The 12,850-nt window shown below is 62.5% G+C and carries 12 protein-coding genes; 8 read left to right on the forward strand and 4 right to left on the reverse strand.

The features are described 5' to 3' along the window. Window positions 1–99 precede the first annotated feature (99 nt). The 5 genes from BTO02_RS32125 to BTO02_RS32145 all read left to right on the forward strand — a co-directional run bounded on the left by BTO02_RS32125 (window position 100) and on the right by BTO02_RS32145 (window position 5,835). Window positions 100–1,143: an alpha/beta fold hydrolase gene (locus BTO02_RS32125; protein ID WP_075160994.1), complete on the forward strand. Its 1,044-nt coding sequence runs from the start codon at window positions 100–102 to the stop codon at window positions 1,141–1,143. 424 nt (window positions 1,144–1,567) lie between these two features. Next, window positions 1,568–2,572, forward strand: coding sequence for a sugar ABC transporter substrate-binding protein (locus BTO02_RS32130; protein ID WP_075160995.1), 1,005 nt, complete (start codon window positions 1,568–1,570; stop codon window positions 2,570–2,572). 82 nt (window positions 2,573–2,654) lie between these two features. Further along, window positions 2,655–3,650 carry an ABC transporter permease gene (locus tag BTO02_RS32135; protein WP_075160996.1) on the forward strand — a complete coding sequence of 332 codons (996 nt, stop codon included), beginning with the start codon at window positions 2,655–2,657 and terminating at the stop codon, window positions 3,648–3,650. Between the two features lie 85 nt (window positions 3,651–3,735). Then, window positions 3,736–4,545 carry an ATP-binding cassette domain-containing protein gene (locus BTO02_RS32140; RefSeq protein WP_075161597.1) on the forward strand — a complete coding sequence of 270 codons (810 nt, stop codon included), beginning with the start codon at window positions 3,736–3,738 and terminating at the stop codon, window positions 4,543–4,545. A 66-nt stretch (window positions 4,546–4,611) separates the two neighbouring features. Continuing rightward, window positions 4,612–5,835, forward strand: coding sequence for an ROK family transcriptional regulator (locus BTO02_RS32145; RefSeq protein WP_075160997.1), 1,224 nt, complete (start codon window positions 4,612–4,614; stop codon window positions 5,833–5,835). On the opposite strand, the gene BTO02_RS32150 is transcribed toward BTO02_RS32145, so the two are convergent. Next, window positions 5,836–8,925, reverse strand: coding sequence for a biosynthetic peptidoglycan transglycosylase (locus BTO02_RS32150; RefSeq protein WP_075160998.1), 3,090 nt, complete (start codon window positions 8,923–8,925; stop codon window positions 5,836–5,838). It lies immediately after the preceding gene. 286 nt (window positions 8,926–9,211) lie between these two features. On the opposite strand from BTO02_RS32150, the gene BTO02_RS32155 reads away from it, so the two are divergent. Next, a complete protein-coding gene (locus tag BTO02_RS32155) occupies window positions 9,212–10,528 on the forward strand; it encodes an NAD(P)/FAD-dependent oxidoreductase (RefSeq protein WP_075160999.1) in 1,317 nt (438 codons plus the stop codon). Here the strand turns inward: BTO02_RS32155 and BTO02_RS34605 are convergent. Then, complete coding sequence (locus BTO02_RS34605; protein ID WP_156884046.1) at window positions 10,520–10,711, reverse strand: hypothetical protein; 192 nt, start codon at window positions 10,709–10,711, stop codon at window positions 10,520–10,522. The genes BTO02_RS32155 and BTO02_RS34605 overlap by 9 nt on opposite strands. Between BTO02_RS34605 and BTO02_RS32160 the strand changes: the two genes are divergently transcribed. Both BTO02_RS32160 and BTO02_RS32165 read left to right on the forward strand, forming a co-directional pair. Next, entirely contained in the window at window positions 10,710–11,060 is a 351-nt protein-coding gene (locus BTO02_RS32160; protein WP_075161000.1) for a hypothetical protein, read from the forward strand. The two genes, BTO02_RS34605 and BTO02_RS32160, sit on opposite strands and share 2 nt — an antisense overlap. A gap of 269 nt (window positions 11,061–11,329) precedes the next feature. Continuing rightward, window positions 11,330–11,542 carry a hypothetical protein gene (locus BTO02_RS32165; protein ID WP_083615489.1) on the forward strand — a complete coding sequence of 71 codons (213 nt, stop codon included), beginning with the start codon at window positions 11,330–11,332 and terminating at the stop codon, window positions 11,540–11,542. Between the two features lie 11 nt (window positions 11,543–11,553). Here the strand turns inward: BTO02_RS32165 and BTO02_RS32170 are convergent, their stop codons facing one another. Next, window positions 11,554–11,889 carry a hypothetical protein gene (locus BTO02_RS32170; protein ID WP_075161002.1) on the reverse strand — a complete coding sequence of 112 codons (336 nt, stop codon included), beginning with the start codon at window positions 11,887–11,889 and terminating at the stop codon, window positions 11,554–11,556. Between the two features lie 26 nt (window positions 11,890–11,915). Beyond that, window positions 11,916–12,710: a helix-turn-helix transcriptional regulator gene (locus BTO02_RS32175; RefSeq protein ID WP_075161003.1), complete on the reverse strand. Its 795-nt coding sequence runs from the start codon at window positions 12,708–12,710 to the stop codon at window positions 11,916–11,918. Window positions 12,711–12,850: the final 140 nt, after the last annotated feature.

Consider the following 12,850-nt stretch of genomic DNA (forward strand, 5'->3'; position numbering starts at 1 on the left):
AGTGATCCGTCCGGCCCCTGAATGACTTGCAATGCGGGCCGGGCGGCACACGAGCGATAAGCCCATAGGGTCACGTAACCGCCTTCGCCAATTCCAGAGATGTCGAATCCAGTCAACACCCAGCGCCGCCGACTGTTGAACAGCACCACAGCCCTCGCCGCTCTGAGCTTCCTGAACCGCGCCGGACCGGCCCACGCCAGCGCCGCCTATCAGACCACGTCTGCGCAGCACACAAAGCCAACCGCCGCATTCGGCCCGATTCGACAGGTCGAGGCCGGTGCATTGAACATCGGCTACGCCGAGGCAGGGCCGGCCAATGGACCCGTCGCCATCCTGCTGCATGGCTGGCCGCACGATATCCACAGTTTTGTCGACGTGGCCCCTATCCTTGCGGGCGCAGGCTATCGGGTCATCGTGCCGTATCTTAGAGGCTATGGCTCGACGCGCATCCTTTCGCCGAACACGCCACGCAACGGCCAGCAGTCGATCTTCGCGGTCGACGTGATTGCCCTCATGGATGCGTTGAAGATCGACAAGGCGGTGCTCGCGGGTTTCGACTGGGGCGGACGGGCCGCGAATATCATCGCCGCAATATGGCCTGAACGCTGTCGCGCCCTCGTATCGGCCAGTGGCTACCTGATCGGCAGCCAGGCGGCCAACCGCGAGCCCGCACCGCCGCAGGTCGAACTGCAGGCGTGGTTCCAGTACTACTTCGCCACGGAGCGCGGCGCGACCGGTTACGCAGAGCAGCGCAGTGAATTCAACAAGCTGATCTGGCAGCGTGCATCGCCACGATTCAGGTTCGATGACGCCACGTTCCTGCGCACGGCCAAGGCATTCGACAATCCCGACCACGTGAGCATCGTCATTCATAACTACCGTTGGCGGTTGGGACTCGCACAAGGCGAGCCGCAATATGACGACCTGGAAAATCGCCTGGCGCAGGCACCGAAGATTTCCGTGCCCACCATCACGCTCGAAGGCGACGCAAACGGCGCACCGCATCAGCCGCCGGCCGCGTACGCCAAACAATACATCGGCAGATACCAGCACCGCGACGTGGAGAGCGGCATCGGACATAACCTGCCGCAGGAAGCGCCCAAGGCATTTGCCGAAGCGGTGCTGCAGGTCGTCACACTCTAAGTGCGCCTTGGGACGTCGAGCTACTCCGAGGCAGCCTGGCGGCCTTTACTCATCGACCGCCCTCCGCTGACCGCTTGTTCCATAGCACGCACTATGTGAACCAGACGACACGTCGCGCGTCGATCGTCATCGACGCGCAGCGAAGACCTCCTTATTTACCCTACCTCCACGACTCGGGAAATTGCACGCTGCGGCCAGCAAAGCCACTGCTGACAAGGCGCAGGCTCAATCAGCAGATGTAATTTACCGTGCGGCGCAGCAAACTGCGCCGCCTTGACACTGCGTCGCCGCGCGCATTAAATAAAGCCAATTGATTTAGTCGCCGGCCGCGGCGCGTGACCTTGCAATCGCGTCCGAAGCACAGCGAATCCGAATCCACTGCAGTCCATAACGTCGGTGTCAATCACCTGGAGGAGCGTTTCCCATGAATCTGAAATCGAGCGTGCCAAGCGCCGTTAGGCGAATCGTCGTGGTGTGCGCGGCGGCATCGGCCGTCTTGTGCATCGGCACCAGCGAGGCGGCCGATCAACCCGTGGTAGGCCTGATCACAAAGACCGACACGAACCCGTTTTTCGTGAAGATGCGCCAGGGCGCAGAAGGCGCCGCACAGAAAGACGGCGCGAAACTGATGACCGCCGCCGGCAAGTTCGACGGCGACAATGCAAGCCAGGTGACCGCGATCGAAAACATGCTGACCGCCGGCGCGAAAGCGATTCTGATCACGCCGAGCGATACGAAGGCGATCGTGCCCAGCATCAAAAAAGCGCGCGCGGCCGGCGCCATCGTAATCGCACTCGACACGCCAACCGACCCGCAAGACGCGACCGACGCGCTCTTTGCGACCGACAACTTCAAGGCCGGCGTGCTGATCGGCGAATATGCGAAAGCCGCGCTCGGCGGCAAGCCCGCGAAGATTGCGACGCTCGACCTCGCGCCGGGCGTGACGGTCGGCGTGCTGCGCCATAACGGCTTCCTGAAGGGCTTCGGCATCAAGGAAGGCGACCCATCGATAGTCTGCAGCCAGGACACGCGCGGCGATCAGTCGAAGGGACAAACGGCGATGGAAAACTGCCTGCAAAAAGCACCTGACATCAACGTCGTCTATACGATCAACGAACCGGCCGCGGCCGGCGCGTATCGCGCGCTGAAGTCCGCAGGCAAGGATAAGGGCGTGATGATCGTATCGATCGACGGCGGCTGCGAAGGCGTGCGCAATGTGAAGGCCGGCGCGATCGCCGCGACGTCGCAGCAATATCCGCTGAAGATGGCTCAACTGGGTGTGGATGCCGGCGTCGAATATGCGAAGACCGGCAAGAAACCGAGCGGCTACCACGACACCGGCGTCACGCTGATTTCCGATAAGCCGCAATCGGGTGTCGCCAGCAAGGACACTACCTTCGGCCTCGATAACTGTTGGGGCAACAAGTAACGACGCGCATTATCGTATCGACCGGCGCGGCGCGCCAGAACGCGCCAGCGCCGGTGGCATCAACGCATCGAGGAAACACATCATGTCGACCCCCACCCCCACCGCCCCCGCTCAAGGCCACCGCCGGCTTGCCGACCGTTTGCCGACGCTCGCCGAAGCCGGACCGCTTATCGCCCTGGTGCTCGCATGCGCATTCTTTATTTCGCAAAGCGACCGCTTTCTGTCCGCGCAAAACCTTTCGTTGATCTTGCAACAAACGATGGTCGTCGCGGTGATCGCGATCGGCCAGACACTGATCGTACTGACCGGCGGCATCGATCTGTCATGCGGGATGGTGATGGCGTTCGGTTCGATCGTGATGACCAAATTCGCCGTGGTACTCGGCGTACCGCCGGTACTCGCGATTGCGTGCGGGATCGGTGCGAGCGCATTGTTCGGTCTTCTGAATGGTGCACTGATCACGCGGATCAAGCTACCGTCGTTTATCGTCACGCTCGGCACGCTGAATATCGCGTTTGCACTGACGCAAATCTATTCGAATGCAGAGAGCGTATCGAACTTGCCCGACGCGATCATGTTCCTCGGCAACACGTTCCGGCTCGGCCCCGCAGAAGTGACATACGGCACCGTGCTGACGCTGCTCATGTATCTCGCGACATGGTTCGTCCTGCGCGATACCGTGCCGGGCCGCCATCTGTACGCGCTTGGCAATAACGCCGAAGCCGCACGCCTGATGGGTCTTTCGTCGCAGAAGATCCTGCTGACCGTCTACACGCTTTCGGGCGCGATCTACGGCGTCGCCGCGCTGCTTGCGGTATCGCGCACCGGCGTCGGCGATCCGCAGGCCGGCCAGACCGAAAACCTCGACAGCATTACCGCGGTCGTGCTCGGCGGCACGAGTCTGTTCGGCGGACGCGGTTCGATCGCGGGCACGCTGCTCGGCGCGCTGATCGTCGGTGTGTTCCGCAACGGCTTGACGCTGATCGGCGTTTCGTCCGTCTATCAGGTGCTCATTACCGGCATTCTCGTGATTCTCGCAGTCGCCGCCGACAAGCTGTCGCGACGCGGCGTGCGCTAATCGCTGAACGCTCGACGCTCGACGCTCGACGCTCGACGCAGAAGCATCACCATCTTTCGCACCGCATTCAAGCATGGAGCCCGTCATGTCGACGACATCCGTATCCTCTTCCGCCATCTCCGCGGTTACCCCTGTGCTCGAAGCCCGCGGCATCGTCAAACGCTATGGCCAGGTCACCGCGCTCGACGGCTGCGATTTCGAAGTGCTGCCAGGCGAAATCATGGCTGTGATCGGCGACAATGGCGCCGGCAAATCATCGCTGATCAAGGCGCTGTCCGGCGCCACCGTACCCGACGAAGGCGAAATCCGTCTCGACGGCAAGCCCGTTCGCTTCCGCAGCCCCCTCGATGCGCGCGAACAGGGCATCGAAACCGTCTATCAGGACCTCGCCGTCGCGCCTGCGATGAGCATCGCGGAAAACCTGTTTCTCGCACGCGAGTTGCTCAAACCAGGCTGGCGCGGTTCGCTGCTGAAGATGATCGACAAGCGCCGCATGCTCGAAGAAGCGACCGCGCATATGAAAGACCTGCAAATCGGCATCCGTTCGATGCGGCAGGCCGTCGAAACGCTATCGGGCGGCCAGCGCCAGGGCGTGGCCGTCGCGCGCAGCGCGGCGTTTGCGCGGCATGTCGTGATCCTCGACGAACCGACCGCCGCACTCGGCGTGAAGGAAGGCAACATGGTGCTCGAACTGATTCGCCGCGTGCGCGATCGCGGGCTGCCGGTTATTCTGATCAGCCACAATATGCCGCACGTGTTCGAGATCGCGGATCGCATCCATATCCAGCGTCTCGGCCGGCGCGCGGCGCTCGTCAAGCGCAAGGACATCCATATGTCCGAAGCCGTCGCGATCATGACCGGCGCAAAGGAAGCGGATGTGAAGGCGATCGCGTGATGGCGCGACGTTCGCCATGCATGTCAAGGCCATAAAAACCCATTTCGGCTGAAGCCGAGGAACACCATGGATACCGGCATCCGCTCGCCGCTCAAACGCACGGTCGGCTCGAACCAGGTCGGCATGCGCCAGTTCAACGAACGTATCGTGCTGCAAGCGATCCGCCTGCATGGGCCGCTGCCGAAGGCCGACGTCGGCCGGCTCACGCGGCTGTCGATGCAATCGGTCTCGATGATCGTCGACCGGCTGATCGACGACGGCCTGCTCGTCAAGCAGGCGCGCGTGCGCGGCCGCATCGGTCAGCCATCCGTGCCGATTGCGCTGCGGCCCGAAGGTGCGTACACGATTGGCGTCAAGGTCGGGCGGCGCAGCCTCGATGTGCTCGCGATGGATTTCCTCGGCCGCGTGTGCTGCCGCGAAGTTCTCGAGTATGCATATCCCGATCCGCGCACGCTTTTTCCCGCGCTCGAAAACAGGCTTGCGCGCGTGAACGAGGCATTGGGCGCGGCAAGAAAACGGAAAATAGTCGGCGTCGGCGTAGCGGCTCCGCTGTGGTTGGGAGGGTGGCGCGAGTTCCTGGGCGCACCGCGCGACGCGCTCGATGCGTGGAGCGACATCGATATCCGCGCGCGCATCGCGACGATGACCGGCTTGCCGGTCGAGTTTGCCAAAGACACCACCGCCGCCTGCGCGGCCGAACTCGTGATGGGCCAGGGGCGCGGCATCCATCATTTTCTGTATCTGTTCGTCGGCACGTTTATCGGTGGCGGCCTCGTCATCGACGGGCGCTTGCATGGCGGCCCGCACGACAATGCGGGCGCGGTCGGTTCGATTCCGCTTGCCGGCCGAGTGCGCGACCCGGCACGGCAGTTGTTGCACGCAGCATCGGGCTTCGTGCTCGAGCGGCTGTTCACCGAGGCCGGCGCGCCGGCCGCCGCCGCGCACGATGAACGCGCATTATCGGCAGACCTGTGGCGGCTGACCGACCAGTGGCTCGACACCGCATGCCCCGCGATCGCAAGCGCCCTGACCAATGCGGCGGCGCTGCTCGATCTGGAAGCCGTAGTGATAGACGGCGAGCTCGACCGTCAGTTGCTGCGTGAAATCATTCGGCGTACCGAGCGTGTGCTCGATCGCTACGAATGGGAGGGTATGGTCCGGCCGCAATTGCTCGAAGGTACGATCGGCTCCGACGCTCGCGCAATGGGCGGCGCCATCCTGCCGCTCTATGCGCACTTCGCGCCCGTGCACGAGCTTTTTCTGAAGCCCGCGACGGAAGTCGGTCTCTAGCTATTTCGCCGCGGGCTGCCCGCTCGCCGCCGCGACGCGCCTCGCCGCCCGCTCCGGCGGCGTGTCGAGCAGCGGCTGCAGCGCGGCCCCCATCGATTTCAGCAACTGCACGGACAGCGCACTCGTAAAATCGAAGCGGCTCGCGTACGGCTCATGCACGACGGCGGTCATGGTGCCGAAGTACCGGTCGCCGAGTTCGAACACGAAAGTTGCCGTGCGATTGACTTTGCGCGACTCGATCAGGCGCCCGCCCTTCGCATAGACATTGAAGCGCTGGTCGCCCGTGCCGGTTTTGCCCGATACGGGCAGCACCTGGCCATTCGGGAAGCGGATGCCGTCCGCCAGACGGCGCGCGGTGCCGCCCGCAACGACGTCGTGGACGAGCGACTGCACGACACGCGCGACATCGGGCGACAGCACCTGCTCGGGCTGCGTTTGCGCGCGCGTGAAGCGCGTTTCATACGGCGTGCCCTTCGCAAATTCGAGGTCCGTAATACTATGCGTCGGCACCTGTTTGCCGCCGTTCGAAATGATGCCGATCAGTTGCGCAAGCGCGGCCGGCCGATCGCCCGACGCGCCGATCGCCGCTCCATACGACGGCGTGATCTTCGCGAATGGGTAGCCGAGCGCGCGCCACGACTTGCCGATCTCATCATAGGCACGCTGCTCGACCATGCGTTTGATGCGGCGATCCTGGGTTGCGTGATAGCGCGTCTTGAAGAGCCATTTGTAGGCATCCGCGCGCGCATCGCGGCTCGCTTCCTGCACTTCGTTCAGGCTTGCATCGGGATGCGTGCGCAGATAGTTGACGGCCCACAGTTCGAGCGGATGCACGCTCGAAATATAGCCACGGTCATTCAGATTGAACTTGTCGATGCCGTACTTCGTATAGAGCTTTGCAAGATCTTCGTTGTCGAGAATGACGGCAGCCGGCGTGCCCTTCAGCGCGGCGCGCATCTGCACGTTGAACCATTCCTGCGAGCCATCGGGCGCGACGCTGCGCAGCACGGTCGCGACCTTCGGCGGCGATTTGCGCACCGCGCGCAGCAATGCGGCGAGCACCGCATCGGGTGTCTTGCCGTGATACTTCGTGTAGAAGCGGTTCATATAGACGCGGCTTTCCTGGTCCGCGAAGCGCGTCAGATACATCTTGCGCGTGGCCGGATCGTCGAGCCATTGCGTGCTCGGTCCCGACGTCTGGATCATTTCGTAGTGGACGATATCGCGCATCATCCGCACGAAAACCAGGTTCACCGAATGCTGGAAGGCGCGGTGCACGGTCAGAATGCGGCCGTTATCGCTCGATTCGAAATTGCTGAACACCTGCCCGCCGCCACCCGTGTAAAACATCTCGCCGGCGCTCGCCGAATACTTGCGCTCGGTCGCCGCATCGAGCATTGCGGGCAGCGAATGGTCCTTCGTATGCAGCAGATAATCGATCGACCAGCGCGTCAAACCATCGGACGGGTCGGGCTTGACTGCACGCAATTCGTCGCTGCTCATCGACGCATAGCGACCGTGCAGTTCCTCGACGATCTGTAGATACGTGACGATCGTGCGCAGCTTAGCCGTCGAACCCAGATTCAAACGCGCACCCTGGTTGATGTCGAACGGCTGGTCGACGCTATCGGTCTGCACGCGCATCAGGTTCTGGCCGCCGTGCTTTTCGAATAGCGTGAAGCTAAACGAAATTTTCGACGGATCGTCCTGCGGGCGCAGCATGTCCTTGCCGTAAAGTCCGGCAGCGCGCGCGCCGTCTTTGGTTGCGGCAGCGGCCAGCCGGTCGCTGACCGCCTGTTGCACTTCATTGTCGAGCGTCGCGGTGGCGCTCAGGTCGAGACGGTCGAGATCGTACAGGTTGTTCACGCCCAATGCCGTCATCAGATGCGAGCGCAGCGACGTCACCGCCTTGCGCGACACGAACGATTCGGTCGCCGCCGGCAACGACGCACGATGCAATTCGACCGGCGCGGACAGCGCCGCATCGCGCAACGCCGTAGAAATCGCGCCACCGCTCGCGAGCAGCCGCAGATAGCTGTCGGTGAGCGTTGCGAGATCCGCATTCCTGCGCAACAGGAAATGCGAAGGCCCACGCTGCGCGATCATCAGCGACAGTACCTGGCGAAATGCAAGGCCTTGCGCAGCCAGGTTCTCTTCGGTCGTCGGCGCCGCGAGAATGCGGTTCACCTCGTCGAAATCACGGCCATACCACGCGGCAAGCCCGTCGCCGATCCCGTTGATTTCGCCGATGCCCGGCTGCGCCGCGAGCGGCACCGAATTCAGATAGCGCACGACGATTTGCTGACGCGCTTCCATCGTGCGCGGACCATCGAGATACGCGCGCACCGAGGCCGATGCGATTTGCCGCAGCTTTTCCTGCGGCGTCGCGGTACGGCCGCCTGGCGAGTGGCGAAATTTTTCGATCTGCGTCGCGAGCGTGCTGCCGCCCGGCTGCGGCTGGTTGTGATTGAAAAAGCGCAGACCCTGGTCGGCGAGTGCGCGGCCGAAGCGCGTCCAGTCAATAGCCGGATTGCGATTGGGTTGATCTGCATCAAGCAGATGACGATCCTCGATAAACAGCAGCGCGTTCACGACAAGCGGCGGAATCGCGTCAAAGCCGCCATAAATCCGTTTCGGATAATCGTCGCCGAACAGTTCGATGCCTGTCGAATCGTAAAGGCGCAAGCCGGCCTGATCCTTCTCCTCGAAGGGGATGAAAAGACCATCGTCGGCGAGGGATAGCATGCGATCCGAATCGCGCGACTGAGAGGCGATGGTGAAGCCGCGCTCACGCAGGCGCCGTTCGATGGACGGCAGCAGCGAGTATCCGAGCCGGATATCGTAAGGCCCGTCCTTCGGAAAACGGATATTGTCGCTCGGGCCTGTCGCAACGGTGAAACCGACTTCGCTGGTGAGTTCGGACAGATACCGGGCCTGAAGCCGCGAGGTATCCATTTCGATCTGCACGACCCGTACACCGGCCGCGACCGCCACCAGAAACGCTAGAAAAATACCCCACTTCAGCCACTTCCATGTGGATGTGGTGCCGGAGGTACGCAGCGGCGGAACGCGAAGCAGAGGCCGATTCATGGTGGCGTCTCCTTGCAGATGCCAGACCACAAAAAATGCGACTCGTATCAGTCTAGCGCGTAACCGAGGTTTGCGAATGACCATCGCACAAACAGGTGCCTGCAATGAGTACGCCACGCAACACTCGCGGCGCTGGCGCCTGCCGAAATTCCGCGCGGCACGGGCTGTTCCGGCTTGGGGCGTGCGTGGCAGTCCGTAGCAGGTGCGCACTTCCCCTATGGAAAGCCCGATAGGAGCGGCGCGGAAATTTCAGTACCATAGCCGCCCATTTCAAGCGGAACCGCTTATGCAAAGCTTCTACGAAGCGACTGTAAGCCGGCCTGAACGCCCGCGTCTGACCGGCCGGCAAAGCGCTCGCGTATGCATTGTCGGCGGCGGCCTGGCCGGCCTGTCGACTGCACTCGGGCTCGCCGAGCGCGGCGTGCGCGACGTCGTGGTGCTCGAAGCGGAACACGTCGGGTTCGGCGCATCGGGGCGCAACGGCGGTTTCGTGTTCGGCGGCTATAGCCTCGACTGTGCGGAGCTGCTGAGAATTCTCGGGCCGTCACGCGCTCGCGACCTGTATGCGCTGACCACCGATGCGGTCGACCTGATGCGCGAGCGCATCCGTCGTTACCATATCGACTGCGATGCCATCGATGCGGGTGTGATTCTCGCGAACTGGTTCGACGAGCCGGCGCGGCTCGATGCCCAACGGCGCTTGATGAAGGAATCGTTCGGCGTCGACTGGGAACCGCTCGACCGGCGCGATCTCTCGGCGAAGCTCAAAACCTCGCGTTATCACGGCGGGCTTTTCGAGCGCCATGCGTTTCACTTTCATCCTTTGAAATATGTCGCCGGCGTCGCTGCCGCTGCAAGCGATACCGGCATACGCATTCATGAGCACTCGCCCGTGCTTGCGCTTCGGCCCCAACGCAGTGGGTTCGTCGTCGAGACCGCGCACGGCGCGGTCGACGCGGAGCATGTCGTGATGGCGGGCGGCGGCTATGCGCGCAACGTCTATCGGCGCGTCGAACGTGCGGTCCTTCCGATCGCCACCTACGTGATCGCGACCGAACCACTCGGCGAGCGACTCAGAGACGCGATCGACTGCGCGTCAGCCGTCTATGACACGCGCTTTGCATTCGACTACTATCGGCCGCTGCCCGACACCCGTATTTTGTGGGGTGGCCGGATCTCGATTGTCGAACGCACGCCGCAGGCAATTGCGCGGCTGCTACGCAACGATCTGCTGAAGGTCTACCCGCAACTGCATGATGTACACGTCGACTACGCATGGGGCGGCCTCATGAGCTATGCGCGGCACAAGATGCCGCAGATCGGCCAAAGCGCCGATGGCGTCTGGTACGCGGTCGGCTTCGGCGGTCATGGAATGGCGCCGACTACCGTATGCGGCGAGCTGCTCGCATCGGCGATCAGCGGTGAAAGGCCTGTGCCCGACGCGTTTGCGCAGTTCGGCCTAACGCACACGTTCGGCGCATTCGGTCTGGCAGCCGCGCAGTTGACTTATTCCGCCATGCAAACACGCGATGCGCTTTCTGCAAGGTTTCCCGCCCGGTCGGCTGCGCGACTCGGCGCAAAGCGGCGCACGTCATCACGCTAAGCGATCCGAAGCAAAGCAGCCGACGGGCGAGGCGGTACATTGCCTGCTTTCCGATTTCGCATCACTCGCGTCACGGCCGCCGATCAGACCACCGATCGCCCGCCGGCTGGGCACGCCCCTTGCGTCGTTATAATCTGCTGTTGTGTGAATGCGATTTGCCGTTTTGATATCAAGGAGCGTCATGAGGAATTCGTTCAAAGCATCGTTATACGCCGCTATCCTGCTCGTTCCTGTCGCGCTTGGCGCGTGCGCGCAGTTTCAGCGCAATCCCGACGCGGGCGATCCGGAAAACGACCAGATGACGAATCGCCCGGTTGCCGACGTCGTTCAATGCCTCGAACAGGAAGCGAAAAAACACGATACGAAGGTCGCCACGTCGCCGATTCCTCAAGGCACGATGCTCGATTTCGGCGAATCGAATATCGTCAAGGTCCGCACCGACAACGGCGGCACCACCTACCGCTATTACGCCGGCAAGCGCCACCTGTCGAACATGTGGATCGAGGCGGCCAGCAAGACGTGCGCGCCGTGACGTCCGCGTGACGTAAGCGTAAGCAAACAGCAATCGAGTCGACATGCGAATATCGCATCGCGAATGCGAACGTACGGGAAGCGTGTGGCGGGCTGTCGCATCCTTGTCTTAAGTGTCGTTTAAGTTTGGCTCATCAAGATGCGATGCACTCGAATCGAACCGTGATCCGTATGAGGTGCCCGATGCAAAACAATGACGATAATAACGAGCGTGACACTCGGAAGACCCTGTCGGTTTCGTCCACGCCGGTAGCCGCAAAGCGGCCTACGATGTTGCGGCGGCTGCTGAGCCACCACGAGCTCGCGACGCTGCTATTGCTGCTGCACGCGCCTGTCGATGCGCATGCGAAACCCGAAATTCCGATGCTGCAGGAAGCAGGCCTCGTAGAAAGCATCGCATCGTCCGATGCCGGTGCGCCGCGCATTCGTCTGACTGATGAAGGCAACGCCATTCTGCGTGGCCTCGGCCTCGGCGTCCGATAACGATCATGTCGTCAGGCTTGCCACACCGCATAGCCTGCCTCGCGTAACCCGATCGCAAGTTCCACTTCCATGTCGCGCGCCCCGTCGTACGGCATCGGGTTGTAAAAGTCATACAGTTCGGGCATGAGCCGCACACCGTAATCGCGCACATAGCGATTCGCCTGAATGTCCGCCTTGTGCCTGTCGAAGCGCAGGTCCGGGTCGAGTCCCGTCATCCCCACATACACGCATGGCCTCGCGAAGCGATAGTCGGGATTCGCGCGCCTGAAGCGTGCTTCGTTCCATACGGTGTCGTCGAGTGCGACGACGTACACGTTGTAGCGCAGCAAAGCGCCTCGCTTTTTCATTTCCCTTCACGATGCCACGTGGACTGTCATGCGGCCGCGCGCGGGCGCCCGCTGCCGAGCAGCAGTAACCGGTATTCGGTCGGTGTGACGCCGACAGTCGCCTTGAATTGCCGCGTAAATGCACTGTGATCGGTGTAGCCGCACAGCGCGGCGACGTCGGTCACCTTGTCGTGCGAGACGAGCAGCGCCGTCGCCGCATCGAGGCGCGTTTTCAGCAGCACCTGGCGCGGCGTTAGATGGAACACCTTGTGAAAATAGCGTTCGAGTTGCGCGACGGACATATCCGCCATCGACGCAAGCTGCTTCAGGTTCAACGGCTGTACAAAGTTTTGCTGGATGTACTGGACGACGATCGCAAGACGGCTGTACGCGGGGTGGCTGCTCTCATCGGCCTTCAGATCGCGCGACGTGCCCGCGAGGCCGACAATGCGCCCCGCTGCATCGCGCAGCGGCTGCTTGCAGGTCAGACACCAGCCGGGCTGGCGGCCCGGATACAGATGCAATTCGAGCTGATCGAGCATCTGGTTGCCCACATGAATCACCGCCTGGTCCTGCGCGGTATAGATACGGCCGAAGCGGCTCGGGAATACCTGTTCGGCGGTCTTGCCGAGCAGCGCCTCCTTCTCCTTATATCCGCAGCGCGATGCCAGCGTGCGGTTGACGAGCGCGTAGCGCGCTTCGGCATCCTTCACGAAGAACACGGTATCCGGCATCGCGTCGAAAACCGGCGCGAGCATCGTGAAATGCTCGAGCATTGCGGCGAGCGGCGACGACGCCACTGCACCCTGCTCAGGCGTCCCACGGGCGCTTCCCTCAGCCATTCCATAGGAACTTCCTGAGGTCGCCCCATAGGGACTTCCTTCGGGCGCTTCCAGCGGATGAGCCAGCGTGGTCATTGTTTGCGGATTCCAGGTTCGCAGAGCGGTGCGGTGCGTAGGCCGGGCAGGAGGTTCCCTGAAGG

It is taken from the genome of Paraburkholderia sp. SOS3 (assembly GCF_001922345.1).
Lineage (GTDB): Bacteria > Pseudomonadota > Gammaproteobacteria > Burkholderiales > Burkholderiaceae > Paraburkholderia.